The sequence below is a fragment of the Nonomuraea sp. NPDC050790 genome, from assembly GCF_044456745.1.
Taxonomy (GTDB): Bacteria; Actinomycetota; Actinomycetes; order Streptosporangiales; family Streptosporangiaceae; genus Nonomuraea.
This window is the reverse complement of record NZ_JBITGF010000010.1, coordinates 119,879-143,381: the sequence shown is the minus strand read 5'-3', so window position 1 is coordinate 143,381 and position 23,503 is coordinate 119,879. Positions and strand designations below refer to the sequence as shown.

Below are 23,503 nucleotides of genomic sequence, written 5' to 3'. Positions count from 1 at the left end.
GATCTCCGTCATGACCACCTCTCAGAAGCTCAGCTTCGACGTGCAGCTATCCGACCACGCTCGCACCGCGGCAGAGCGCGAGGCGGTACTGGCGAGCCCCGGGTTCGGGAAGGCCTTCACCGACCACATGGTCTCGATCGACTACACCGAGGGCGCCGGCTGGCACGACGCCCGCCTGACGCCGTACGGGCCGCTCACGCTCGACCCCGCGACCTCCGTCTTCCACTACGCGCAGGAACTGTTCGAGGGACTCAAGGCCTACCGCCACGCGAACGGCTCGATCGTCACCTTCCGCCCGTACGCCAACGCCGCCCGCTTCAACCAGTCCTGCCTGCGCATGGCCATGCCGGAGCTGCTGGAGGACACCTTCGTCGAGGCGCTCGAAGTCCTGGTCCAGGCCGACCGCGACTGGGTCCCCACCACCGAGGGCCACAGCCTCTACCTGCGCCCGTTCATCATCGCGACCCAGGTCGGCCTCGGCGTCAACTACCCGTCCGAGAACTACCGCTTCATGGTGATCGCCTCACCCGCCGCCTCGTACTTCAGCGGCGGCGTCAAGCCGGTCTCGGTGTGGCTGTCGACCGACTACACCCGTGCCGCGCCCGGCGGCACCGGCGCCGCCAAGTGCGGCGGCAACTACGCCGGCGCCTTCGTCGCCCAGCGCGAGGCCGTCGCCCAGGGCTGCGACCAGGTCGTCTGGCTCGACTCCCACGAGCACCGCTACGTGGAGGAGATGGGCGGCATGAACCTCTTCTTCGTCTACGGCGACCGCCTCCTCACCCCCGCCCTCACCGGAACGCTCCTGCCCGGCATCACCCGCGAGTCCATCCTCACGCTCGCCGGCGACCTGGGCCTGAAGGCCGAGGAGGGCCGCCTGTCGATCGAGGAGTGGCAGGCCGGCTGCGAGTCGGGCGAGCTGACCGAGGTCTTCGCCTGCGGCACCGCCGCCGTGGTGACGCCGGTCGGCTCGGTCAAGGGCGCCGACCGCGCCTGGACCGTGGGCGACGGCACGCCGGGCCCGGTCACGATGCGCGTGCGCGACGAGCTGGTCGGCATCCAGTACGGCACCCGCCCCGACCCCCACGCCTGGATCCACAAGATCAGCTAGTTCTTGCGGATCAGGGTGAGCCCGTCGGAGATCGGGAGGATGGTCGTGGTCACGCGGGGATCCTGCATGACCATGTCGTTGAACTCGCGGATCGCCACCGTGTTGTCGTCGTTCCTGGACGGGTCGACCACGTAGCCCGTCCAGAGCGTGTTGTCCACCATGATCAGCCCGCCCGGACGCAGGCGCTCCATGAGCAGCTCGTAGTAGGCGGGGTAGCCGGGCTTGTCGGCGTCGATGAAGGCCAGGTCCACCGAGCGCTGCAGGGCGGGCAGGGTCTCGGCGGCCGGGCCGATGGTCAGGGTGACGCGGTCGGCGATCCCGGCCTCCTCCCAGTAGCGCTTGGCGATCGCCGTCCACTCCTCGCTCACGTCGTAGCAGTACAGGTGGCCGCCGGACAGGCCGCGGGCCAGGCAGAGCGACGAGTAGCCGGTGAACGTGCCCACCTCGACGACCACCGACGGGTCGAGGAGCTGGGTGAGCATGGTGAGCAGCCGCCCCTGGGAGGCGGAGACCTGCATGGCGGCCTGGTCGCCGGTCGCCTCGCGGGTCTCGATGGCGAGCTGCTCCAGGAGCGGGTCCGGGCGCGTGGTGTGTTCGTGGATGTACTGGGCGATCGGCTGGTCGAGCACGAAGTTCTTCATGGCGTCATTGTCGATCAGCGGACGGCCTCAGTGTCGATGGGTTCGGCCGTGTCGAAGGCAATGTCCATGGCTGGGCAATATGTCGTAAATGATATGGTCGCCTGCGATGAACAAGAGGCTGGTGGCGGCCGGGGTCGCCGCGTGTGTCGTGCTTGCCGTACTCGCCGTCGTGGCCTTCTCCGAGCCGAGCGGCAACCAGGGCGCCTACCAGCTCACCCGCCAGCCGGACGGCTCGATGGTCCTGGCCAGGCCGGGGGTCACCGCGCCGGTCCTGGATCTGTACGAGGACTTCGACTGTCCCGTCTGCAAGCAGCTCCACGCGGCCGTCGATCCCACGATCCAGCGCCTGGCCAAGGCGGGCAGCGTGAAGGTGGTCTTCCACCCGGTGACGATCTTCCGGGACGAGCCGATGCGGTCCAACAGCGTACGGGCCGCCGCGGCCGCCCGCTGCGTGCCCGCGGCCAACTGGCTGGCCTTCCGCGACCAGCTCTACGCCATCCAGCCCGCCCCGCACGGCACCGCCAGCGGCTTCACGCCCGAGGAACTGGTGGGCGCCGCGCGCAAGGCGGGCGCCTCGGTGGACGAGTGCGTGAGCACGCAGACCTTCGCCGGGCAGCACCTCAGCGAGAACGCCGGCCCCCGCCTCGACGGGACCCCGACCGTGCTGTTCAACGGCCAGATGCTGGGCGATGTGGCCTTCGACGCGAAGGCCCTGGAACAGCTCATCACCGGCGGCGACGGCGTCTCCATCTGACGGCCGGAGCAAAGGATGTCCCACAACGTGAGATCAGTGTGCCAGATGGTGAATCCATGTGGCAGACTCGGCTGCACCATGTTCTACGGTCTGCTCATTATCGGCAGGCGCGCTGGCTGACAAAGGACACCGCCAGCGCGCAGACCTCTCACGTCCGTGAGGGGTCTTTTTCATTTCCACGGGAGACCAAATCAGATGGCCGACGACCGCTTCCACGTGTACGACACCACGCTGCGCGACGGCGCACAGCAGGAAGGCCTCAACCTGACGGTGGCCGACAAGCTGTCCGTCGCGCGCCACCTGGACAGCCTGGGCGTCGGCTTCATCGAGGGGGGCTGGCCGGGCGCCAACCCCAAGGACACAGAGTTCTTCAGGCGGGCTCGAACAGAGCTCGACCTGAAGCACGCGCAGCTTGCCGCGTTCGGCGCGACCCGCCGGGCAGGCATGAAGGCAGCCGATGACCCTCTGGTCGCCGCACTGCGCGAATCCGGCGCGCCGGTCGTGACCCTTGTCGCCAAGAGTCACGACCGGCACGTGGAGCTGGCCCTCCGCACGACCCTCAGTGAGAATCTCGCGATGATCCGCGACACCGTCTCTCATCTGAAAGCGGAGGGCCAGCGGGTCTTCCTCGACGCCGAGCACTTCTTCGACGGGTACAAGTCGAACCCAGCCTACGCTCTGGAGGTCCTCAGGACGGCGGCCGAGGCCGGGGCCGACGTCGTCGCACTGTGCGACACCAACGGCGGCATGCTCCCCGACGAGCTCGCCGAGGTGGTGTACGCGGCCGCCCAGACCAGCGCCCGCGTCGGCATCCACTGCCACGACGACACCGGCTGCGCGGTCGCGAACACGCTGGCCGCGGTCAAGGCCGGCGCCACCCACGTCCAGGGCTGCGCCAACGGCTACGGCGAGCGCTCGGGCAACGCGAACCTGTTCACCGTCGTGGCGAACCTGCAGCTCAAGCGCGGCTTCGACCTGGTGCCGCCGGCCGCGCTCCAGGACATGACCAGGATCGCCCACGCCATCACCGAGGTCACCAACGTCACCCCGAACTCCCACGCCCCCTACGTGGGCATGTCCGCCTTCGCGCACAAGGCCGGCCTGCACGCCAGCGCCATCAAGGTGGACCCGAACCTCTACCAGCACATCGACCCCGCCGCCGTCGGCAACGACATGCGCATGCTGGTCTCCGACATGGCCGGTCGCGCGAGCGTCGAGCTGAAGGGCCGCGAGCTGGGCTACGAGCTGTCCGCCGAGAACTCCAAGGAGCTCGTCGACCGGGTCAAGGAGCTGGAGTCGCAGGGCTACACGTTCGAGGCCGCCGACGCCTCGTTCGAGCTGCTGCTGCGCGACACCCTGCACGGCGAGCGCAGGCGCCACTTCGAGGTCGAGTCCTGGCGCGTGATCGTCGAGCGCACCAAGGGCGGCGAACTGGTCAGCGAGGCCACGGTCAAGCTGCACGCCAAGGGCGAGCGCATCGTGGCCACCGGCGAGGGCAACGGCCCGGTCAACGCCCTCGACCGGGCGGTCCGCCTGGGCCTGGAGAAGCTCTACCCCGAGCTGGCCGCGGTCGAGCTGATCGACTTCAAGGTGCGCATACTCGAGGGCACCCACGGCACCGACGCCATCACCCGCGTCCTCATCACGACCAGCGACGCCACGGGCGAGTGGGCCACGGTCGGCGTGGACGAGAACATCATCGACGCCTCCTGGCAGGCCCTGGAGCAGGCCGTCACCTACGGCCTGCTGCGGGCGGGCCGCGAGTTGTAGCAGGCCGTAAAGCGCCGGGTGTTAAGGACTTTTGGGGTACGGCGCCGCCGTACCCCAAAGGCCGTCACTTACTGATGCGGACCGCGTCGGCGATCACGAGGCCGGTGCCGGAGGTCCACCGGCTCACCCCGACGACGTTGTAGTCGCCCGCGTTGAGCGAGAAGGTGCCGAGGCTGCGCCACCCGCCCCCGCCGGAACGCTGGTCGACGTAGACCGTCTGGTTGCCGCCCGAGGCGGCCACGATGTACGGGGCCGAGCTGTTGTAGCCGGGCAGTGCCGGGTACCAGACCTCGACCTTGTAGGTGCCCGCGGTGGGGATGTTCGCCTTGTACCAGGCCGGGTCGCTGGCCGCGACGGGCTCGGCGAAGCGGTAGTCGGGGCCGTGGCGCTGGTCGGAGTACGTTGAGGTGCCCCAGTTCGCGCTCGCGGTGAACCGGCCGGCGGTGGTGTTGTCCACGATGGTGGACCAGGTGGTGCCGCCGCCTCCGGTGACGTACTGCATGTACTTGTTCCAGTCCCAGTGCCGGCCCGGGTCGGTGTGGGTGGCGCCGGGGACCTCGTTGTGCCCGATGATGCCGGTGCGCGTCTTCGGGATGCCGTACTTGTTGCACAGGTAGGCGGTCAGCGCGGCGGAGCTGCGGTACATGGCGTCGGTGAACCACGACGGGTTGTCGACGAAGCCCTCGTGCTCGATGCCGATGGAACGCGTGTTGTAGCTCCAGTTGCCGGCGTGCCAGGCGACGTCCTTGTCACGGACCATCTGGGTGACCGCGCCGTCGGAGGAGCGGATCACGTAGTGGGCGGAGACGTTGGCGCTCGGGTTCTGGAACCAGGAGATGGTGCCGGCGTACGAGCCCTGCGTGACGTGGATGATCACGCGGTCGATGTTGTAGCTGGACTCGCGGCTGGAGGCGGTGTAGTTGCCCGAGTTCGCCGCGACCCAGGCGGCCGGCGGGTAGTCGGGGCTGAGGGCGGCCATGGCGGTGAGGTCCTGGGCCTGCTCGTACGCGCCGCGCTCGGCGGTCACCATCTGGGCGGGAACGCTGATCTGCTCGGCGCCCGCGGTGCCGGTCACGCCCTTGCCGAGGAAGTCGTAGACGGTGTCGGCGTACAGGCGGGCGGTGGCCGGGTCGGCGGCGTTGCTGTACTTGGCGACGACCGGGTACCACGCCCCGGGCGGCGCGTCGGCGGCCAGGCCGAGCTCGTCGGCGTAGGCGCGCAGCACGGCCGCGCCGCCCCTGACGTTGGCCGCGGCGTCGCGCTTGAGCGCCCGCGTGGACAGGCCGGTCAGCTCCGCGGCCTTCTCCAGGACCTTGGCGGTCGGGTTGCTGACCAGGTGCATCACGCCGTAGCCGCCGCTGGCGCTGGGCTGTCCCGCGTGCCCGTCGAAGTGGGTCTCGGCGTAGGCGATGGTGGCCAGCAGGTCGCGGGGGACCTTGTAGGTCTGCGCGGCCTGGGCGAAGGCGTCGCCGAGCGGGGCGGCCTGGACGTTCGCGCGGGCGGTCGTGGTCGGCAGGACGAGGGTGAGCATGGCGATCATGCTCGTCACGAGCAGCACTAATCGGGGGGTTCGAGTAGCCCTCATGGCCGCAAGATACGACTATCCCTGACTGATGTCGATAATTGACATCACTCCGGCTTTACTTGAAACTTTCCGTCGTCCCTGTGTTCAGAAGACCACCGACACGCCGTTCACCTTCACCTTGCCGCCCGAGCACGACACCTTGGGGTCGTCGGCGCCCGGCACGACCACCGTCACCAGCTCCTTGGCCGCGGGCGAGACCACCACGCTGGCTGGCTTCTTCGACAGGTACGTTGGCGACACCCAGCCCCGCTTGCCGCCCCGCTCCACCTTCTGCCCGCCGACCGGCGTGCAGCCCGCGAACTGCACCAGCGTGACCCGGTACTTCCCGTCGCCCAGCACGACCCGCCCGCCCGCGTTCGACACGACCGTGAACGAAGGGTCGAACCGCCACAGGTTGCGCACCTTCTTCCCGCCGCTCGCGCTGTCGCGCACCGCCATCACGTCCTCGCCGTGGTTGACGAACACGCTCCTGGTACGCCCCACGCCGTACGCCTTGTCGGCCACCCGGAAGGTCTGGCGGCCGGAGCCGTACGTCGCCTTCGTGAGCTTCGTGGCGGTACGCGGGCGGAACCGCGCCCCCTCGACGAGGGGCACGTTGTGCGCCTCGGGGGAGAGCGTCCAGTAGCGGTAGGAGCTCTTCTCGTAGGAGTGGAAGCCCGCGTCGACCAGGATGTCGCGGCCGTCGGCGTAGTAGGTGACGCCCATGTGGTCCTCGTGCCCGTGGAACTTCATCCCCGGCCCGAACCGCAGCGAGTAGTAGGCCGACTCCTTGGTCCAGTCGGTCCGACCGAAGACGTAGCCGGCCCGGTAGACCTTGACCTTCTCCTTGGGCGTGCCCGTCTCCATCTTCGGCTGGGTCTCGGCGCTGCCGTCGCCGATCGGCACCATGTAGCCGCTGGGCTCGGTGGAGTGGGCGACGAAGTCCTTCAGCGCCTCGGTGCGCTTGGCGATCTCGCCTGGCACCTTGCGGCCGCAGTCGCGCATGTTGGTCATGGCGACCTGGAGCCGGCCGTACACGTAGACGGCGTAGCGCGGCGCCTGCTCCATGAGCGCGCCCTGTGAGTCGACGTCGAGCTTGACCGTGCCGGTCAGCCGCTTGATCGCCAGCGACGCCCAGTCGCGCCGCTCCAGCCGGCAGCCGATCGCCAGGAGCGCGATGTCCTGGTCGATGCCGTGGTTGTGCCCCTTCTTGTACAGCCGCGCGTCCGACAGCAGCTTCGCGTGTTCCTTGAGGCTGTCCTTCAGCCACCCGTCGCCGACGTGCATGCTCAGGCAGACCAGCGCCTGCGTGCGCAGCGAGGTCGGGTGGTCCTTCCAGACATAGTCCTTGGTACGGCCGGCCCCACGCCTGTTGCTGGCCACCCAGTCCTTGGTGATCTCCTTGGCCCGCTCCAGGTACCGCGGCTCACCGGTGTTCTCGTAGCTGACGACCAGCGTGCCGACCCAGCGCAGCGAGTGGAAGACGAACTCCCACGACCGGTTCCGGTACGGGCTCGCGCCCCAGTTGATCTTCTTGCCCAGCTTGTACGGCGGCTGCCCGACGAGCGAGATCTCCCCGTTCATCACGTCTTCGGCGGTGGGCGTGCCGGGGATCCAGTCACCCTGGCACTGGGCGGTGCGTTTCACCTTGTCAGCGGCCTGCGCGGGGGTCCCGAGCCCGGTGGTGGCGAGCATGAGGGCAAGGGGGATCGCGAGGCGGCGCACGCCGGTGTCCTTCCGAGGGTGTTTCACGGGAGCGAGACATGCTCTCGAACCGACGATCAAGAGGTCAAGCCGGGTGCGCGATCGTTAGCGGCTCGATGCCATGCTGACTTCGTGAACTACGCAGACATCCTGATCCCGGACACCGCCGCCTGCCGGCTCGCGCTTGAGGTGGCCACCGAGTTCCACACCCCGTCGCTGCTCAACCACTCGATACGCGCGTACCTCTTCGCCGCCGCCTACGGTGAGACCAACGCCATAGCCTTCGACGCCGAACTGCTCTACGTCTCGGCGATGCTGCACGACCTGGGCCTGGCGAAGGATTTCGACAACCACACGGTCCCCTTCGAGGAGGCCGGTGGGCACGTGGCGTGGGTGTTCGGGGCGGGGGCGGGCTGGCCGCCGGAGCGCAGGAGGCGTGCCGCCGAGGTGATCGTGCGCCACATGTGGCCGGAGGTGGACGTCACGAAGGACCCCGAGGGCCACCTGCTGGAGCTCTCCACGGCCATGGACATCTCCGGCCGCCAGACCGACGAGATCCCCGAGCCGGCCAAGCAGGAGATTCTGCGCCGCTACCCGCGCCTGGACCTCGTGGAGCGGTTCACGGCTCGGATGACCGAGCAGGGCACCCGCAAACCGGACAGCGTGGCCGGCGGCTTCGTCCGCGCCGGATTCGCCGACAAGCTCGCCGCCAACCCCCTGAACTTCCTCGACGCGTGATGCGCGTCGGCCGTGACGTGCCCGCATAGGGTTGGCGCATGGCTGTCGTGAAGATCAACGCTCTGACCGTTCCCGCCGAGATGCGCGAGGACCTGGAGAAGAGGTTCGCCAACCGGGCCGGGATGGTCGACTCGGCCGACGGGTTCGAGTGGTTCGAGCTGCTGCGGCCGCTCGAGGGGACCGACCAGTACCTCGTGTACACGCGCTGGCGCAGTGAGGAGGACTACCTGGCCTGGCAGCGGGGCCCGGCCTTCCAGCGCGGCCACGCGCAGGCCGCCGAGGCCGCCAAGAGCCAGGGCCACGGCCACGCGGCGGCGACCGGCTCCCAGGTCTGGACCTTCGAGGTCATCCAAAGCGCCGCCCCCAAGTCGTGACCCCACCCGGGTGGCCCACCGCGCCAGGGCAGGCCACCCGGCCAGCACCCCCGCCCTGGGCCGCCGCACCTGGACGCGCCTTGGGAGGCGGCCAGGCGAACACCCTGCCAGCGGGCATAAAGGCGTCCTGCCAGTGGAGCCACAACGCACGTGTGGGCAATCACACGGATTTCCGACGAGCCGCACGGCTGAACGCAGGCGGGCACGGGTTGCCCAGTCCGCAGGGTCAGCGGCAGGCCAGGGGTGGGGGTTAAAAGGGCGCCGAGACGGCGGGGTGGTGGGCGACGCGCCCTCGGCGGTGGCCAGGGTGGGGCACGGGAAGTGGTGAACGTGGGCCGTTGCGGTGGGCACCACGTCCGACGTGAGAAGCGACCCCCACGATCGGCGGAAACCCGCGACGGCGGGTGGCGGTACGGGGGCTTGCCGTAACAGAAAGAAAGACGGCATCCAGGAAAAAGGTCGTAGTCCCGACCGGATTCGAACCGGCGCTACCGCCTTGAGAGGGCGGCGTCCTGGGCCACTAGACGACGGGACCTTCGTGGACTTGTGACAGTGGTAGTCCCGACCGGATTCGAACCGGCGCTACCGCCTTGAGAGGGCGGCGTCCTGGGCCACTAGACGACGGGACCCTGATCACAAGTGATTTCGCCGGGTCTCCCCGGCGACGCAGGTAACTCTACCGCACCCCGAGGAGCACTCCAAACCGCTTAACCGCCCAGGAGATCGGGCCGGTGGCGCCGGATCCAGGCCCCCATCGGCCCTCGTTCCCACAGCGGATCCAGCTCTCCCAACGGGATCGCGACCTCGCTCCTCCCGGTCGCCGGATCGACGGGCGCGGCCGCCAGCCGCCGCCGCATCCACCCCGGCACCCGCTCAGGAGTACGGCGGGTGCCCCACCCGATGATCCCGGTCGCCCGCAACGGCTGCGTCCTGACCCGCATCCCCCCGCGCCGCCCGATCCACCGCGGATCGGCGCTCTGCGTCTCCACCACCCCGACACGGGTGATGTCCCCCCACAGCAGCCGGACGGAGAAGCCGTGCGCGTCGCTCAGCGAGACGCCCTCCCCGGAGAAGCGCACGACCGTCCCCGAGACCAGCCTGCGGTGCTTCACCACCAGCACGCCCGCCAGCACCGCCACCCCGGCCAGCCCCACCAGCACGCCGCCGACCGTGGACCCGGTCAGGATGGCGCCCAGCAGGAGGAGGACGAGGAAGAAGAGCAGCAGCGGCCCGGCGAAGGCGAGGGCGAAGCGCGGGAAGGAACCCGGGCGAATACGGAACTCTTCCATAAGCAGAAAACGGATGCCCTATCGAGAGGACATCCGTCAAAAGCTGGGGTACCAGGACTCGAACCTAGACTAACTGAACCAGAATCAGTCGTGCTGCCAATTACACCATACCCCACCGAAACGAACCCCTTGGGGAGTTCGCCTGGCGACCTCCGAAAGAATAGCCCAGCTTGGCGGTCACCACCAAAACGATTGCCCGACCGGGCGTCGGGGGCGCCCGGCGACCCCGCGACATGCCAAGCTGAAGGAGGACAAAACCACCGCATGAGGAGCTCGAACGTTGGCAGAGAACCCGTTCTTCACACCCAGCAGCCTGCCCTATCAGCTGCCTGATTTCGGGGCTATCCGGGAGGAGCACTACCTCCCCGCGTTCGAGCGCGGCATGAGCGAGCACCTGACCGAGGTGGCGGCGATCGCGGACAGCGAGGAAACGCCCACGTTCGACAACACGATCGCGGCGCTGGAGCGCTCGGGCCGCGTCCTCGGCCGCACGGGCATGGTCTTCTACAGCATTGTCTCCTCCGACTCCACCGACGGCATCATGGCCATCGAGAAGGAGATCTCGCCGAGGCTGACCAAGCACAGCGACGAGATCCGGCTCAACCGCGCGCTGTGGGCGCGGATCAAGCAGGTCAACACCTCCGACCCGGAGGAGTCGTGGCTGCTGGAGAAGTACCGCGAGGACTTCATCAGGGCCGGAGCCGACCTGTCGGAGAGCGACCAGGAGCGGCTCAAGCGGCTCAACGAGGAGCTCGCCACCCTGTCCACCGACTTCTCGCAGAACCTGCTCAGGGCGAGCAAGGAGTCCGCGCTGGTCGTGGAGGACGCCGCCGAGCTCGACGGGTTCGACGAGGCGCAGCTCAAGGCGCTGGAGAAGGACGGCAAGTACGTCCTGCCGCTGCTCAACTTCACCAACCAGCCCGGCCTGGCGCAGCTCACGAACCGGGAGACCCGCCGCAGGCTGTACGAGCTGTCGGTGGAGCGGGCGCCGGAGAACCTGAAGCTGGCCGTCCGGATGGCCACCCTGCGCGCCGAGCGGGCCAAGCTGCTCGGCTTCCCGAGCCACGCCGCCTACAGCGTCGCCGACCAGACGGCCAAGACGGCCGAGGCGGTCGAGGAGATGCTCGGCCAGCTCGTCGGCCCCGCCGTACGCAATGCCAAGAAGGAGGCGGAGGCGCTGGCCGAGCAGGCCGGGTTCGCGATCGAGCCGTGGGACTGGTCGTTCTACACCGAGAAGGTGCGCCAGGCGAAGTACGACTTCGACGCCGACGCGATGCGCCCCTACTTCGAGCTCGACCGCGTCTTCCGCGACGGTATCTTCTACGCGGCGGGCCGCCTGTACGGGCTGAGCTTCACCCAGCGGACCGACCTCAAGGGCTACCACGAGGACGTCTCGGTGTGGGAGGTGTCCAACGAGGACGGCTCGCAGCTCGGCCTGTTCCTGCTCGACCCGTACGCCCGCCCGACCAAGCGCGGCGGCGCGTGGATGAACAACCTGGTCGACCAGTCCTACCTGTTCGGCGAGCTGCCCGTCGTCATGAACAACCTGAACGTCACCAAGCCGGCCGACGGCCCGACGCTGCTGACGTTCGACGAGGTCGACACCGCCTTCCACGAGTTCGGGCACGCGCTGCACGGCCTGTTCTCCGCGGTGCGCTACCCGAGGGTGTCGGGCACCAACGTGCCGCGCGACTTCGTGGAGTACCCGTCACAGGTCAACGAGATGTGGGCGACCTGGCCGGAGATCCTCGCCAACTACGCCAAGCACTACGAGACGGGCGAGCCGATGCCCGCCGAGCTGGTGGAGAAGATGCAGGCGACGGAGAAGTTCAACCAGGGCTTCGCGACGGTCGAGTACCTGGCCGCGACGCTGCTGGACTGGGCCTGGCACAAGCTGGCCGCGGGCGAGACGGTCGAGGACGCGCGCGCGTTCGAGGCCGCGGCCCTGGAGTCGGCCGGGATCGCCTTCCCGCTCGTCCTGCCGCGCTACCGCACCAACTACTTCGCGCACATCTTCTCCGGCGGCTACAGCGCCGGCTACTACTCCTACATCTGGAGCGAGGTGCTCGACGCCGAGAGCGTGGAGTGGTTCAAGGAGAACGGCGGCCTGAAGCGCGAGAACGGCGACCACTTCCGCCGCGAGCTGCTGTCGAAGGGCGGCAGCCTCGACGCGCTGACCGCCTTCCGCAACTTCCGGGGCCGCGAGCCCAGCATCCGCCCGCTGCTTGAGCGTCGCGGATTGGTGTAGAAAGTCCCTTCTGAGGGGGTACGGCGGGGCCTGCCGTACCCCCTCACTCGTCTTCCGCGCCCAGTTCCTTCCGCAGCCACTCCCGCTCCGCCGCGCCGGTGGCCCGCGCGACCAGCAGCATGCCGCGCCGGTAGGGATCGCTCTCCTCCTCGGCCCGCACCGGCCGCTCGCCGTCGTAGAAGAAGCTGGCGGGGGTCTCCAGGAAGTCGAGCCTGCGCCGCAGCACCCGCGCCCGTTCGGCCGGATCCGGCAGCGCCGACAGGAACGTCAGCAGCGCGAAGAACCGCGTCTGGTCGCTGATGTCGACGTCCGTGGGCTCGCGCAGCCGCCGCCGCAGCTCCCGCCTGCCGTCCGCCGTCAGCGTCAGCACAAGCCGGCGGGCCGCCGCGCTGCCCTCCTCCTCGTGCCGTTCGACCAGGCCCTTGGCCTCCAGCCGGGCGATGGCCGGGTAGAGCGCGCCGTCGCTGACCGGCCGCAGGTGCCCGCTGAGCAGGCTGGCGTTCCCCGTCTACGTGGAGTTGCTCGCCGCGGTCGTCGCGGTCAGCGTGATCGACCTGCTCTGGGTCTCCGGCCTGGGCGAGAGCGCGGTCGCGGCGGTCACCGTGGCCACGACCACCGAATACCTGGCGCTCGGGCTGTTCCTGGCCGTCGAGACCGGCCTGACCGTGCTCGTCGGCCGCCGCGACGGCCGCGCGCCGCTCGCGCCCCTGGTCAGGACCGGCTGGCTGCTCTGGGCCGCGATCAGCCTCGCCGTGGCCATGCCCGGCGTGCTGCTGCGCGAGCCCCTGGCCGCCCTGCTCGCCGCCGACGCGCCCACCGCCGCCCTGGCCGCCGACTACTACCTGATCTCCCTGGCCGGCCTGCCCGTCTTCTTCGCCCAATGCGTGGTGTACGGCGTGCTCAAAGGCAAGGGCGACACCAGGACCCCGATGCGCAACGCGCTGACCTGCAACGCCCTGGTCGTCGTCCTGGACCCGCTGCTCATCCACGGCCTTGACATGGGCGTCCAGGGCGCCGCGTCGGCCACCGTCCTGGCCCGCCTGGCCACGCTCTGCCTGGCCCTGCGCGCGCTCGTCCGGCAGGCGCCCGCCGACGCTCCGGGCCGGGTCCCGGCATGGGAGATCGTGCGCACCGGGCTGCCCATGTCCGGCGACTTCCTGGCCCGCGCCCTCGTGGGCATGCTCCTGGTGGACGTCGTCGCGCGGCACGGCGTGGCGGCGCAGGCCGGCTACGGCATCGGCTCGAAGGTCATGCTGGCCGGGGTCATGGCCTTCTACGCCCTGCGCCAGGCCACGATGATCAGAACGGCCCGCTCGGAGCCCGCCGGCCGGCCGCTGCTGCTCGGCCTCGGCGCCGGGGTGGCCGTCGCGGCGGTGCTCAACCTGGTGGCGGTGCCGGTCGCCGGATGGTTCACCGCCGACCCGGGCCCGGCCGTGGAGTTTCTGCGCTGGATGACGCTCTACCTGGTGCCCTTCGGCGGGCTGATCGCCGCGGGCGGCGTCCTGCAGGCCAGCGGGAGGGGCGGCCGCCTGCTGGCCGCCACGCTGGCCGGCTTCGCGGTGCAGGTGCCGCTCGCCTACCTGCTGAGCTCGTGGCTGGGCGTCACGGGCGTGTGGGTGGCGATGGCCGCCGGGGCTCTGGTGAGCCTCGGCGGCGCCGTACTCACGCCTGGAGCTTGGACAGGGCGGCGCGCAGCCGCTCCTGCGCGCGCTCGCGCCCGAGCACCTCGATCGACTCGAACAGCGGCAGGCCCACGGTCCGGCCCGTGACGGCCACGCGGACCGGCGCCTGCGCCTTGCCGAGCTTCAGCCCGTGCAGGGCGCCGACCTCCTCCAGCGCGACCTTGAGCGACTCGGGGTCCCAGCTGACGGTGTCCAGGCGCTCCAGGTAGCCGGAGAGGATCTCCACCGGGGAGTTCTTCATCGCCTTGTCCCAGGAGACCTCGTCGAAGACGGGCTCGGGCAGGAAGAGGAAGTCGACGTTCTGCCGGATCTCCGACAGCACCGCGATGCGCGTCTGGGCCAGCGGGGCGACCTTGCTGAACGTCTCGCGGTCCCAGCTCGGGTCGAGGTAGGCGGCGCAGCGCTCCTCGAAGGTCTCCAGCGGCAGCGCGCGGATGTACTCGCCGTTGAAGGCGCGCAGCTTCTTCTCGTCGAAGTAGGCGCTGGCGGAGTTGACGTCCGCCAGCTTGAACAGCGGCATCATCTCCGACCACGGCATGATCTCGCGGTCGTCGCCGGGGCCCCAGCCCAGCAGCATGAGGTAGTTGACCATCGCCTCGGCCAGGTAGCCCTCGTCGCGGTAGGACTCCAGGGCGACCTTGTCGCGGCGCTTGGACAGCTTCTTGCGCTGCTCGTTGACGATCACCGGCAGGTGGGCCCAGATCGGGGGCCGCTTGCCGAGCGCGGGCCAGAGCATGACCTGCTTGGCCGCGTTGCCCAGGTGCTCCTCGCCGCGGATGACGTGGGTGATGTCCTGGGTGATGTCGTCGACCGCGTTGGCCAGCACGTAGAGCGGCGAGCCGTCGGTGCGGGCGATGACGAAGTCCTCCTGCGCGTCGTTGGGGAACTCGACGCGGCCGCGGATGACGTCCTCCACCACCGTGACGCCCTCGTCGGGCGTGCGGAAGCGGGTCGCGCCGGCGGTCAGGCCGCGCTCGCGGCAGTGGCCGTCGTAGCCCTTGTGCTCGGAGCCGGTGCGCGCCACCAGGTCCTCGCGGGTGCAGTCACAGTGGTACGCGCGCCCGTCGGCCAGCAGCTTCGCCACGGCCTCGCGGTGCTGCGGCTCGAAGGCGGACTGGAAGTAGGGGCCCTCGAAGGCCGGGTTGGTGCCGTTGACGCCGATCCAGTCGAGCGCGGCGATGATGCCCTCGGTCCACTCCGGCCGGTTGCGCGAGGCGTCGGTGTCCTCGATGCGCAGCACGAACTGGCCGCCCGACTGCTCGGCCAGCGCCCAGTTGAACAGCGCGGTGCGGGCGCCGCCCACGTGGAACATGCCGGTCGGTGAGGGCGCGAAGCGCACCCGCAGGTCAGTCACGGGATACCACCTTGTTCGTGAGTGTGCCGATGCCCTCGATGCCGACGCTGACCTCGTCGCCGACCTCCAGCGGGCCCACGCCCGCGGGGGTGCCGGTCAGGATCACGTCGCCGGGGATCAGCGTCATGACCGCGCTGACGTAGGCCACCAGCGCGGGGATGTCGTTGATGAGCTGGTTCGTGCGGCCGCTCTGGCGCACCTCGCCGTTGACCGTCGTGGTCAGCGCGAGGTCGCTCGGGTCGAGGTCGGTCTGGATCCACGGCCCCAGCGGGCAGAAGGTGTCGAAGCCCTTGGCCCGGGTGAACTGCACGTCCTTCTTCTGCAGGTCGCGGGCGGTGACGTCGTTGGCGCAGGTGTAGCCGAAGATGACGTCCTTGACCCGCTCGACCGGGACCTCCCTGCACAGTCGGCCGATGACCACGGCCAGCTCGCCCTCGTAGTCGACGCGGTCGGACAGGGTCGTCGGGTAGGCGATGGGCTCGCCGTGGCCGATGACCGAGGTCGACGGCTTGAGGAAGATGAGCGGTTCCTCCGGCACCTCGTTGCCCAGCTCCGCGGCGTGCTCGGCGTAGTTGCGCCCGATGGCGATCACCTTGCTCGGCAGCATCGGGGACAGCAGCTTCACCTCGGCCAGCGGGAACCGCTCACCGGTGAACTGCACCTGGTTGAAGGGGTGCCCGGCGACCGCGGAGACGACCTCCTCGCCCGGACCGCCCTCGACCACGCCGAACGAGACACCTTCGCCTGTGGAGAACCTCGCTATACGCACCCGACAAGGCTAGCGCCGACCTGCCGGGTCCTGGCCCACGTAGGTCCGTGGCTCATTTAGCGCAAGTCAGGACTTGTCAATAAATCCAGCTCGTGACGCATTTTTCCCGGTATGTCGGAAATTTAGCCTGAAGCAGTTGCTACATGCTGTGACACTTCAATTCTCGGGGGTGACGATCGTGTCGGAAGCCACGGTCAAGGAGACGCCGGCCGTACCGCGGGCGCGGACCCAGAACGGCTCCGCGAGCGGCGCGCTCGACAGTGAGAACGGCACCACGACCATCGACGACGGTGTGGTCGCCAAGATAGCCGGGCTCGCCGCCCGCGAGGTGAGCGGCGTGTACGAGATGGGCGCGGGCGCCGCCCGCGCCATGGGGACGGTGCGGGGATTCGTCGGCGCCGACAAGAGCGTCGCGCAGGGCGTGTCGGTCGAGGTGGGCGAGCGCCAGGCCGCCGTGGACCTCGACCTGGTCGTCGAGTACGGCACCGCCATCCCCGACCTGGCAGGAGCGGTGCGCAAGAACGTCGTCACCGCGGTCGAGCGCATGTGCGGCCTGGAGGTCACCGAGGTCAACATCAAGATCGACGACGTGCACATGCCCGGTCAGCGGTCCGAGGAGACGCCCAAGAAGGAGCCCCGGGTCCAATGACCGACGCCCGGGCGATCGCCGACATGGCACGCGGCGTCCCGGGGGTGGCCGGCCTGTCCGGCGGCCCGTTCGGGACCGTGTCCACCTACCTGCCGGGTGAGCGCCTGGTGGGGGTGGCCGTGCGCGACGACGGCGTCGAGATCTCGATCGTCGCCCGCAACGGGCACCCGCTGCCCCAGCTCGCCGCGACGGTACGCCGCGCGGTGGCGGGCCTGGCGGACGGTCGCCCGGTCAACATCCGCATCGACGACCTGGAGGAGACCTCATGACGAACTATCCGCTGTCCATCATCGGGATGGCCGTGGGCATCGTGCTCGGCCTCGCCGGGGCCTTCGGCGGCATCGGTGCGTTCCTGCTGGTGCTGCTGCTCGGCGCGCTCGGCTTCCTCGTCGGCCGCCTCGCCGAGGGCGGCGAGGTGAACGTGGCCCACCTCACGGTGAGACGCAAATGACCGCGACCGAGGTCGCCACGGCGCAGGCGCCCGCCGACGTCCTGGTGCCCGCCCAGCGGGTGCCGTCGCGGGCGCGCGGGCGCACCACGGTCACCGACCGCGCGGCCACCCGCATCACCTGCGCGCTGGCCGGCTCGCTGCCCGGGGTGGTCGCGGTCGCCGAGCACGACGGCCTGCCCTGGACCCGTACCACCGCCGCGCGGGTGGACGGCGACCAGGTGCGGGTCCGGCTGTTCGTCACCGTGGGCTACCCGGCGCCGCTGCGCTCGACCGCCCGCCGCATCCGCGAGGAACTGGCCGGTGAGCTCGGCCGCCTGACCGGGCTGACCGCGACGGAGATCGACGTCATCGTCACGCACCTGGCACAGGAGAACGAGGGGGCGGCGTCGTGAGCGCGGATCGGGCTGACCGGGCGGCGCTCAAGGAGTTCCGGCCCCAGCGCACGGTGCCCGCGGTGATCGTGGCGGTGCTCCTGGTCGCGCTGGGCGCGGTCGTGGCCGCCGAGGTGATCTCCTGGCTCTTCGGCCGCCCGGTCGGCTGGCTCCCGGCGGCGAACATGCTGGACTGGGCCGCCGCCACGCCGTGGCAGAGCCCGGTCGTGCTGGTCGGCGCCATCGTGGTGACGTTGATCGGGCTGGCGCTGCTGGTGTTCGCGCTCGTGCCCGGCCGGCCGAGGCTCGTGCCGCTGCACACCAGCGACCCGCAGCTCGTCATCGGGGTACGGCCGCAGAGCTTCTCCAGCGCCCTGGCCCACGCCGCGGGCGAGGTGCCGGGCGTGCGCTCGGCCGAGGCGGCGCTGCGCGGCAGGACCGTCGCGGTCACGGCGACCACCAGCGGCTGGAACGACGCCGCCACCGGGGCACAGGTCCGCGAGGCCGTGCTGACACGGATGGAGGGACTCGCGCCGGTCCAGCGCTACCAGGTGTCCGTCCGGCTGAAGGAGCGAGCGTGAACCGCACCACCCGGCGGGGCAACCGCCTCGGCCTGGCCCTGGTCGGGCTGCTGCTGGCCGTGCTCGGGGGCGCGGCCGTGGCCAGGAGCCTCGCGCTGATGCCGCAGAACTGGGCGCCGGCCGCGGAGCCGCTGGTCAACGGGCCGGTGAGGGAGTTCTTCGCCTTCTCGTGGGCCTGGTGGCTGGTGGCGCTCGCCGGGCTCGTGCTGGTCGTGCTGGGGTTGCGGTGGCTGGCCGTACAGGCGAGGAGCTCGCGGCTGTCGTCGCTGCGCCTCGACAACGGGCCCGAGGGCGTCACGGAGATCGCCGCGAGCGGCGTGACCGACGCCGTCGCGGCGGAGGCCGCCGCGAGCCCCGCGGTGCTGAGCGCCCGCGCCGACCTGGCGGGCTCGCCCCGCCACCCAGAGGTACGGCTGCGCCTGGTCGCCGACGAGCGCGCCCCGATCGACGAGATCAAGGAACACCTGGCCGGCGTGGCGATCCCGCACATGCGCCAGGCCCTGGAGACCGACCGGCTGCCCGCGATCGCCCGGGTGAGCCTGAAACCGCCCTCCGCCCGCTGAGCGGGGCGGAGGGCGATCGGGTCAGGCGGTGGAGCGGGCCTTGAACAGGGCGCGCTTGGCCGCCTTGGCGACCTGCTTGTCCGGGTGGACCTGGGAGATCAGGTCGAGGAGTTCCTCCACGTGCGCGTGGGGGATCTTCCAGATGACCTCCAGCAGGTTGTTCAGGAGCTCGGGCCCGACGTCACGCAGGCTGCTCACGAACTCGGCGCGTCCCAGACCCGCGGAGATGGTCCACATGTCCAGGATGAGCCAGTGGGTGTCGTCCTGGGTGGGTTCGGGGGCATCGGGGACCTGGAGCTGGGTGAGGTGGGTGGCGGCGTAGGGGCGCAGCGCCGGGTGTGACAGCGCCTGCTGCCAGGCGGGGACGGCGGCCTCGCCCAGCGTGCCGACCACGCTGGCCGCCTGCACGCGGACCAGGGCGTCGTTGTCGTCCTGCGCCGCCGCGTCCAGCAGCTCCTGGGCGGCCCTGCCCGGCTCGCGCAGCTCCATCCAGGCGGCGAACTCGGCGTCCGCCTCCTCCTCCGGCAGCTCGGCGCTCAGCGTGAGCAGGTCGAGCGCGCTCATCGACTCGATGGCCGGTCGCGCGTCCACCTCGATGTCGGCGTCGTCGGCCAGGTGCACGACGCCCTCGACGCCCAGCGGGGTCAGCCTGACCTCGCCGGAGACGGTGACCATGCCGTAGCCGACCAGCCAGTCGAGCACGGGGGCGAGCGGGTCGCCGCCGTACTGGCCGGCGGCCGCGGTCCAGGCTTCCGCGCCCAGCTCGTCGATCTCGGCGGCGGCCTCCTCCAGCTCGCGCCTGAGGCCGTCGAGCTCGCGGGCGCCGCCGGCCAGCAGCAGCCGGATCAGCAGGCCGCGGGTGAGACCGGCCAGGGCCATGGTGAGGTCGTCGTCGTCGAGCTCGGGGTCGCCGTAGTCGACGGAGTGCAGGCCCAGCATCCACGCGTCGAGGACGTCCTCGTCGTCGTCGAAGGGCCAGCTCGCGGTGTCGTCGTCGACGCTGACGGTGTCGTCGCCGGCGGGTTCGATGAACTCCAGGTCGACCGCGAGGTTCCAGATGTTCCACAGTTGCGGGACGTCCTCGCCGGCCTGGGGTTTCGGCAGCCCGACCACGTCGAGGGCCTCGACCACCTCCTCGTCGGACAGCAGCGAGTCGTCGCCGACCCGGCGCCCGGGGCCGACCCAGACCGACAGGTCACGGGCCTTGGCGATCAGCGGTACGGCCCGCACCGCCTCGGCCAGCTCGGAGTCGGGGCTGAGCCGGATGGTGTCGAGCTCGGCGAGCCGGTCGGCGAACGGCTCGAAGTCGCCGAGGTCGCCGCCCTCCTCCTCGTCGTCCTCGTCACCTTCGTCGTCTTCGTCGCCTATGAGGTCCTCCATCAGATCGATGAAGTCCTCCTCGACGTCGGCGAGCTCGCCGAGGAGGTCGGCCAGCGCGTCGGAGCGCTCGCTCAGCCGGCCGGACTTCGACAGGAACGTGAGGTAGGCGTCGAGCGCCGGGACCATGCCGTCGGCGGCGGCATCGGGGTCGTCCACCACCTTGGGCATCTGTTCGAGCATGACGCCACGGACGTCGGCACGCTTCCAGGTGCCGACATCGGAGGAGAAGGTGATGCGGTGCCAAAGAGCGGCGGGTCCCACCAGTTCGGGGGAACTGTCGGGCGCGTTGGTGCGCGCCCAGACGATGAACTCTTCGAGCAGGGGTCGCAGCTCAGTGGCGGCTACCTCGATGCGATCTGTCACCCACTCAGGCTAGTGCGCCCGGGACGCGCTCGGCTCCCCAAATAGACGGTTTAGCTGATCATGGCACCTCAGGAGGAACGGCGCATCGACTCGGTGATCCGCTCGGCCGCCGCCATCACCGGTACGGCGTGCAGCCGGCCGGGCGCGCGGGTGAGTCGCTCGATCGGACCGGAGACCGAGACGGCGGCGATCACCTTGCCCCCGCTGCCCCTGATGGGCGCCGAGACGCTGGCCACACCCTGCTCGCGCTCGCCCACGCTGTGGGCCCATCCACGCCTGCGCACGCTGGCCAGGGTCGCGGCGGTGAACTTGGCGCCGCGCAGCCCCCGGTGCAGCCGGTCGGGCTCCTCCCAGGCGAGCAGGATCTGGGCGGCCGAACCCGCGGTCATCGGCAGCGCCGACCCCACGGGCACGGTGTCACGCAGCCCGCTGGCCCGTTCCGCGGCGGCCACGCACACGCGCTCGTCACCCTGGCGCCGGTAGAGCTGGGCGCTCTCGCCGGTCAGATCGCGCAACTGGGTCAGCACGGGCGCCGCCACGGCCAGGAGCCGGTCCTCACCGGCTGCGGTGGACAACTCCGACAGCCGCGGTCCCAGGACGAATCTGCCCTGCGTGTCACGCGTCACGATGCGGTGGTGCTCAAGCGCCACGGCCAGGCGGTGTGCCGTCGGCCGGGCCAGTCCGGTGGCCTGAACGAGCTGCGCGAGCGAGGCCGGTCCGGCCTCCAGGGCATTGAGCACGAGAACGGCCTTGTCCAGTACGCCGACTCCGCTAGAGTTGTCCATACACCGATACTGCCGTCTCGACATATGAGAAGGCAAGTCGGCGCGGAGTCTCAAGGAGGAGATCAATGGGCCGCACACTGGCGGAGAAGGTCTGGGAGCGACACGTCGTACGGCGCGCCGAAGGCGAACCCGACCTGCTCTTCATCGACCTTCACCTCATCCACGAGGTGACCAGCCCGCAGGCGTTCGACGGCCTTCGCATGGCCGGACGCCAGGTGCGCAGGCCCGATCTCACCATCGCCACCGAGGACCACAACGTGCCCACCGTGCTGGGCCCGATCAGCGACCCGGTCTCCAAGACGCAGGTCGAGACCCTGCGCAAGAACGCCGCCGAGTTCGGCGTCCGCCTCCATCCGATGGGCGACGCCGGGCAGGGCGTGGTGCACATCATCGGCCCGCAGTTCGGCCTGACCCAGCCGGGCATGACGATCGTGTGTGGCGATTCTCACACCTCCACCCACGGCGCCTTCGGCGGCATCGCCTTCGGCATCGGCACCTCCGAGGTCGAGCACGTGCTGGCCACCCAGACGCTGCCCGCCTACCGGCCCAAGACGATGGCCATCGAGGTCTCCGGCGAGCTGCCCGTCGGCGTCACGGCCAAGGACCTGATCCTGGCCATCATCGCCAAGATCGGCACCGGCGGCGGCCAGGGCTACATCGTGGAGTACCGGGGCGAGGCCGTCCGCAAGCTCTCGATGGAGGGCCGGATGACCGTCTGCAACATGTCGATCGAGGCCGGCGCCCGCGCGGGCATGATCGCTCCGGACGAGACCACGTTCGCCTACCTCAAGGGCCGCAAACACGCGCCCTCCGGCGCCGACTGGGACCAGGCCGTCGAGTACTGGAAGACGCTCAGGACCGACGACGACGCGGTCTTCGACAAGGTCGTGGAGATCGACGCCTCCACGCTCACGCCGTTCGTCACCTGGGGCACCAATCCCGGGCAGGGGCTGCCGCTGGGCGCCGCCGTACCGGATCCCGCGGAGATGGCGGACGCCACCGAGCGGGCCGCGGCCGAGCGGGCGCTGGAGTACATGGGGCTGAGCGCGGGCACGCCGCTGCGCGAGATCGAGGTCGACACCGTCTTCGTCGGCTCGTGCACCAACGGCCGCATCGAGGACCTGCGCGCCGCCGCCGAGATCCTGCGCGGACGGCAGGTCAAGACCCGCACGCTGATCGTGCCCGGCTCCATGCTGGTCAAGCTGGAGGCCGAGAAGGAGGGCCTGGACAAGGTCTTCGAGGCCGCCGGTGCCGAGTGGCGGCAGGCCGGCTGCTCGATGTGCCTCGGCATGAACCCCGACACGCTCCAGCCCGGCGAGCGCAGCGCCTCGACCTCCAACCGCAACTTCGAGGGCCGCCAGGGCAAGGGCGGTCGCACCCACCTGGTGTCGCCGCAGGTCGCCGCGGCCACCGCCGTAACCGGCCGCCTGACCGCGCCCGCCGACCTGGCCGTCACGGCCTGACCGCAGAGGACCACGCACATGGACGCCTTCACGACCCACACCGGTACGGCGGTGCCGCTGCGCCGCAGCAACGTCGACACCGACCAGATCATCCCGGCCGTCTGGCTCAAGCAGGTCAGCCGCACCGGCTTCGAGAAGGGCCTGTTCTCCGCCTGGCGCGAGGATCCGTCCTTCGTCCTGAACAACCCGGTCTACGACGGCGCCACGATCCTGCTGGCCGGCCCCGACTTCGGCACGGGCTCCTCGCGCGAGCACGCCGTCTGGGCCATCCAGCAGTACGGCTTCCGCGTCGTCGTCGCCGCCCGCTTCGGCGACATCTTCCGCAACAACTCCACCAAGATGGGCCTGCTGCCCGTCGTCCTGGAGGCCAAGGTCGTGGAGGAGCTGCAGGCGGCGGTCGAGGCAGACCCCACCACCCGGATCACCGTCGACCTGGGCGAACGCGAGGTACGGCTCGGCCAGGACGCGTGGAGTTTCGAGATCGACGACTACACGCGCTGGCGGCTCATGGAGGGCCTGGACGACATCGGACTGACCCTGCGTCACGCCGACGACATCGCCACGTACGAGAATGGTCGGCAGCCATGGCTGCCGACGACCGTCTAGACGACGACCTGGAAGAAGACGAGCTGGCGCGGCGGTTGCGCGAGGCGCACCGCCGCGTACGCATGCTCCCCGCCGACGAGAAGGAGCGTGTCGCCCGTAGATATCTGGCGATCTGCGACCTGGCCAAGCGCGATCCGGAGCGTGCCGCGGGCCGCCTGGAGGCCTTCCTCGAAGGGCTGGACGACACGCCACGCGGTCAAGAAAACACGTCGGGTGATTGAGTTCCCCCGGAAAGCCCCTTAATTTCGAGCGCGTAAGGGGTTTCTACGTGAGGCGAGTGTGCTGGAACCCCGAGC

Annotated in this window: 25 protein-coding genes and 3 tRNA genes; 16 read left to right on the top strand and 12 right to left on the bottom strand. The window is 70.2% G+C overall.

All coding sequences use genetic code 11. From position 1 onward, the window contains the following. Positions 1-10: 10 nt before the first annotated feature. Positions 11-1,108 carry a branched-chain amino acid aminotransferase gene (locus ACIBEJ_RS41450; protein WP_397188437.1) on the top strand — a complete coding sequence of 366 codons (1,098 nt, stop codon included), beginning with the start codon at positions 11-13 and terminating at the stop codon, positions 1,106-1,108. Here ACIBEJ_RS41450 and ACIBEJ_RS41445 read toward each other — a convergent pair. Beyond that, the gene (locus tag ACIBEJ_RS41445) at positions 1,105-1,749 is read right to left on the bottom strand and encodes an O-methyltransferase (RefSeq protein ID WP_397188436.1); all 645 of its coding nucleotides are present in this window, start codon (positions 1,747-1,749) and stop codon (positions 1,105-1,107) included. The genes ACIBEJ_RS41450 and ACIBEJ_RS41445 overlap by 4 nt on opposite strands. A 106-nt stretch (positions 1,750-1,855) precedes the next feature. Between ACIBEJ_RS41445 and ACIBEJ_RS41440 the strand changes: the two genes are divergently transcribed. Beyond that, the gene (locus tag ACIBEJ_RS41440; protein WP_397188435.1) at positions 1,856-2,503 is read left to right on the top strand and encodes a DsbA family protein; all 648 of its coding nucleotides are present in this window, start codon (positions 1,856-1,858) and stop codon (positions 2,501-2,503) included. A 195-nt stretch (positions 2,504-2,698) separates the two neighbouring features. Beyond that, the gene (gene cimA, locus ACIBEJ_RS41435; protein WP_397188434.1) at positions 2,699-4,273 is read left to right on the top strand and encodes a citramalate synthase; all 1,575 of its coding nucleotides are present in this window, start codon (positions 2,699-2,701) and stop codon (positions 4,271-4,273) included. 64 nt (positions 4,274-4,337) lie between these two features. Here the strand turns inward: cimA and ACIBEJ_RS41430 are convergent, their stop codons facing one another. Next, complete coding sequence (locus ACIBEJ_RS41430; protein ID WP_397188433.1) at positions 4,338-5,804, bottom strand: N-acetylmuramoyl-L-alanine amidase; 1,467 nt, start codon at positions 5,802-5,804, stop codon at positions 4,338-4,340. Positions 5,805-5,942: 138 nt separating this feature from the next. Next, a complete protein-coding gene (locus ACIBEJ_RS41425) occupies positions 5,943-7,562 on the bottom strand; it encodes a heparinase II/III family protein (protein WP_397188432.1) in 1,620 nt (539 codons plus the stop codon). Positions 7,563-7,673: 111 nt separating this feature from the next. Between ACIBEJ_RS41425 and ACIBEJ_RS41420 the strand changes: the two genes are divergently transcribed. Further along, complete coding sequence (locus tag ACIBEJ_RS41420; protein WP_397188431.1) at positions 7,674-8,279, top strand: HD domain-containing protein; 606 nt, start codon at positions 7,674-7,676, stop codon at positions 8,277-8,279. Positions 8,280-8,317: 38 nt separating this feature from the next. Beyond that, complete coding sequence (locus tag ACIBEJ_RS41415) at positions 8,318-8,653, top strand: antibiotic biosynthesis monooxygenase family protein (protein WP_397188430.1); 336 nt, start codon at positions 8,318-8,320, stop codon at positions 8,651-8,653. Between the two features lie 462 nt (positions 8,654-9,115). Here ACIBEJ_RS41415 and ACIBEJ_RS41410 read toward each other — a convergent pair. The 4 genes from ACIBEJ_RS41410 to ACIBEJ_RS41395 all read right to left on the bottom strand — a co-directional run bounded on the left by ACIBEJ_RS41410 (position 9,116) and on the right by ACIBEJ_RS41395 (position 10,057). Next, a tRNA-Glu gene (locus tag ACIBEJ_RS41410) sits at positions 9,116-9,188 on the bottom strand. A gap of 18 nt (positions 9,189-9,206) precedes the next feature. Beyond that, positions 9,207-9,282 (bottom strand) — tRNA-Glu (locus ACIBEJ_RS41405). Between the two features lie 78 nt (positions 9,283-9,360). Next, on the bottom strand, positions 9,361-9,942 hold the full coding sequence (locus tag ACIBEJ_RS41400) for a hypothetical protein (RefSeq protein ID WP_397188429.1): 582 nt from the start codon (positions 9,940-9,942) through the stop codon (positions 9,361-9,363). A 43-nt stretch (positions 9,943-9,985) separates the two neighbouring features. Beyond that, positions 9,986-10,057: transfer RNA gene (locus ACIBEJ_RS41395), tRNA-Gln, on the bottom strand. A gap of 165 nt (positions 10,058-10,222) precedes the next feature. Here ACIBEJ_RS41395 and ACIBEJ_RS41390 point away from each other — a divergent pair. Beyond that, positions 10,223-12,190: a M3 family metallopeptidase gene (locus tag ACIBEJ_RS41390; protein ID WP_397188428.1), complete on the top strand. Its 1,968-nt coding sequence runs from the start codon at positions 10,223-10,225 to the stop codon at positions 12,188-12,190. A 43-nt stretch (positions 12,191-12,233) separates the two neighbouring features. Here the strand turns inward: ACIBEJ_RS41390 and ACIBEJ_RS41385 are convergent, their stop codons facing one another. Beyond that, the gene (locus ACIBEJ_RS41385) at positions 12,234-12,668 is read right to left on the bottom strand and encodes a PadR family transcriptional regulator (protein ID WP_397188650.1); all 435 of its coding nucleotides are present in this window, start codon (positions 12,666-12,668) and stop codon (positions 12,234-12,236) included. Positions 12,669-12,702: 34 nt separating this feature from the next. Here ACIBEJ_RS41385 and ACIBEJ_RS41380 point away from each other — a divergent pair, with 34 nt between their 5' ends. Beyond that, entirely contained in the window at positions 12,703-13,959 is a 1,257-nt protein-coding gene (locus ACIBEJ_RS41380) for an MATE family efflux transporter (RefSeq protein WP_397188427.1), read from the top strand. On the opposite strand, the gene gltX is transcribed toward ACIBEJ_RS41380, so the two are convergent. Both gltX and ACIBEJ_RS41370 read right to left on the bottom strand, forming a co-directional pair. Continuing rightward, positions 13,853-15,226 carry a glutamate--tRNA ligase gene (gltX, locus tag ACIBEJ_RS41375; RefSeq protein WP_397188426.1) on the bottom strand — a complete coding sequence of 458 codons (1,374 nt, stop codon included), beginning with the start codon at positions 15,224-15,226 and terminating at the stop codon, positions 13,853-13,855. The two genes, ACIBEJ_RS41380 and gltX, sit on opposite strands and share 107 nt — an antisense overlap. Beyond that, the gene (locus ACIBEJ_RS41370) at positions 15,219-15,995 is read right to left on the bottom strand and encodes a fumarylacetoacetate hydrolase family protein (RefSeq protein WP_397188425.1); all 777 of its coding nucleotides are present in this window, start codon (positions 15,993-15,995) and stop codon (positions 15,219-15,221) included. Before ACIBEJ_RS41370 ends, gltX begins: the two co-directional genes overlap by 8 nt. A 178-nt stretch (positions 15,996-16,173) precedes the next feature. Here ACIBEJ_RS41370 and ACIBEJ_RS41365 point away from each other — a divergent pair, with 178 nt between their 5' ends. From ACIBEJ_RS41365 to ACIBEJ_RS41340, 6 genes are read left to right on the top strand one after another with little or no spacing between them, the layout of a single operon-like run. After that, positions 16,174-16,644 (top strand): Asp23/Gls24 family envelope stress response protein, encoded by a 471-nt coding sequence (locus tag ACIBEJ_RS41365; protein ID WP_397188424.1) that lies wholly within the window; start codon positions 16,174-16,176, stop codon positions 16,642-16,644. Further along, complete coding sequence (locus ACIBEJ_RS41360) at positions 16,641-16,913, top strand: hypothetical protein (RefSeq protein WP_397188423.1); 273 nt, start codon at positions 16,641-16,643, stop codon at positions 16,911-16,913. Before ACIBEJ_RS41365 ends, ACIBEJ_RS41360 begins: the two co-directional genes overlap by 4 nt. After that, the gene (locus ACIBEJ_RS41355; protein WP_397188422.1) at positions 16,910-17,095 is read left to right on the top strand and encodes a hypothetical protein; all 186 of its coding nucleotides are present in this window, start codon (positions 16,910-16,912) and stop codon (positions 17,093-17,095) included. The genes ACIBEJ_RS41360 and ACIBEJ_RS41355 overlap by 4 nt, the downstream gene beginning before the upstream one ends. Next, positions 17,092-17,487, top strand: a complete 396-nt coding sequence (locus tag ACIBEJ_RS41350; protein WP_397188421.1) for a hypothetical protein — start codon at positions 17,092-17,094, stop codon at positions 17,485-17,487. The genes ACIBEJ_RS41355 and ACIBEJ_RS41350 overlap by 4 nt, the downstream gene beginning before the upstream one ends. After that, positions 17,484-18,047: a DUF6286 domain-containing protein gene (locus ACIBEJ_RS41345; protein ID WP_397188420.1), complete on the top strand. Its 564-nt coding sequence runs from the start codon at positions 17,484-17,486 to the stop codon at positions 18,045-18,047. The genes ACIBEJ_RS41350 and ACIBEJ_RS41345 overlap by 4 nt, the downstream gene beginning before the upstream one ends. Beyond that, positions 18,044-18,610, top strand: a complete 567-nt coding sequence (locus ACIBEJ_RS41340; protein ID WP_397188419.1) for a hypothetical protein — start codon at positions 18,044-18,046, stop codon at positions 18,608-18,610. Before ACIBEJ_RS41345 ends, ACIBEJ_RS41340 begins: the two co-directional genes overlap by 4 nt. Positions 18,611-18,631: 21 nt before the next feature. Here ACIBEJ_RS41340 and ACIBEJ_RS41335 read toward each other — a convergent pair whose 3' ends face one another. Further along, positions 18,632-20,353 (bottom strand): hypothetical protein, encoded by a 1,722-nt coding sequence (locus ACIBEJ_RS41335; protein WP_397188418.1) that lies wholly within the window; start codon positions 20,351-20,353, stop codon positions 18,632-18,634. 68 nt (positions 20,354-20,421) lie between these two features. After that, positions 20,422-21,138, bottom strand: coding sequence for an IclR family transcriptional regulator (locus tag ACIBEJ_RS41330; protein ID WP_157250884.1), 717 nt, complete (start codon positions 21,136-21,138; stop codon positions 20,422-20,424). 65 nt (positions 21,139-21,203) lie between these two features. Here ACIBEJ_RS41330 and leuC point away from each other — a divergent pair, with 65 nt between their 5' ends. Genes leuC through ACIBEJ_RS41315 form a run of 3 tightly spaced genes read left to right on the top strand, consistent with a single transcriptional unit; the run spans position 21,204 to position 23,428 of the window. Next, positions 21,204-22,601 carry a 3-isopropylmalate dehydratase large subunit gene (gene leuC, locus ACIBEJ_RS41325; RefSeq protein WP_397188417.1) on the top strand — a complete coding sequence of 466 codons (1,398 nt, stop codon included), beginning with the start codon at positions 21,204-21,206 and terminating at the stop codon, positions 22,599-22,601. Between the two features lie 18 nt (positions 22,602-22,619). Further along, positions 22,620-23,207 carry a 3-isopropylmalate dehydratase small subunit gene (gene leuD, locus ACIBEJ_RS41320; RefSeq protein WP_397188416.1) on the top strand — a complete coding sequence of 196 codons (588 nt, stop codon included), beginning with the start codon at positions 22,620-22,622 and terminating at the stop codon, positions 23,205-23,207. Continuing rightward, a complete protein-coding gene (locus tag ACIBEJ_RS41315; protein ID WP_397188415.1) occupies positions 23,186-23,428 on the top strand; it encodes a hypothetical protein in 243 nt (80 codons plus the stop codon). The genes leuD and ACIBEJ_RS41315 overlap by 22 nt, the downstream gene beginning before the upstream one ends. Positions 23,429-23,503: the final 75 nt, after the last annotated feature.

Bases quoted from the DNA above. Each gene is read 5' to 3' on its own strand.
- ACIBEJ_RS41450 (WP_397188437.1), top strand. From the start codon at position 11: ATGACCACCTCTCAGAAGCTCAGCTTCGACGTGCAGCTATCCGACCAC.
- ACIBEJ_RS41355 (WP_397188422.1), top strand. From the start codon at position 16,910: ATGACGAACTATCCGCTGTCCATCATCGGGATGGCCGTGGGCATCGTG.
- ACIBEJ_RS41400 (WP_397188429.1), bottom strand. From the start codon at position 9,942: ATGGAAGAGTTCCGTATTCGCCCGGGTTCCTTCCCGCGCTTCGCCCTC.
- ACIBEJ_RS41415 (WP_397188430.1), top strand. From the start codon at position 8,318: ATGGCTGTCGTGAAGATCAACGCTCTGACCGTTCCCGCCGAGATGCGC.
- leuC (WP_397188417.1), top strand. From the start codon at position 21,204: ATGGGCCGCACACTGGCGGAGAAGGTCTGGGAGCGACACGTCGTACGG.
- ACIBEJ_RS41315 (WP_397188415.1), top strand. From the start codon at position 23,186: ATGGCTGCCGACGACCGTCTAGACGACGACCTGGAAGAAGACGAGCTG.
- ACIBEJ_RS41430 (WP_397188433.1), bottom strand. From the start codon at position 5,804: ATGCTCACCCTCGTCCTGCCGACCACGACCGCCCGCGCGAACGTCCAG.
- ACIBEJ_RS41440 (WP_397188435.1), top strand. From the start codon at position 1,856: ATGAACAAGAGGCTGGTGGCGGCCGGGGTCGCCGCGTGTGTCGTGCTT.
- ACIBEJ_RS41350 (WP_397188421.1), top strand. From the start codon at position 17,092: ATGACCGCGACCGAGGTCGCCACGGCGCAGGCGCCCGCCGACGTCCTG.
- ACIBEJ_RS41360 (WP_397188423.1), top strand. From the start codon at position 16,641: ATGACCGACGCCCGGGCGATCGCCGACATGGCACGCGGCGTCCCGGGG.
- ACIBEJ_RS41330 (WP_157250884.1), bottom strand. From the start codon at position 21,138: ATGGACAACTCTAGCGGAGTCGGCGTACTGGACAAGGCCGTTCTCGTG.
- cimA (WP_397188434.1), top strand. From the start codon at position 2,699: ATGGCCGACGACCGCTTCCACGTGTACGACACCACGCTGCGCGACGGC.
- ACIBEJ_RS41445 (WP_397188436.1), bottom strand. From the start codon at position 1,749: ATGAAGAACTTCGTGCTCGACCAGCCGATCGCCCAGTACATCCACGAA.
- leuD (WP_397188416.1), top strand. From the start codon at position 22,620: ATGGACGCCTTCACGACCCACACCGGTACGGCGGTGCCGCTGCGCCGC.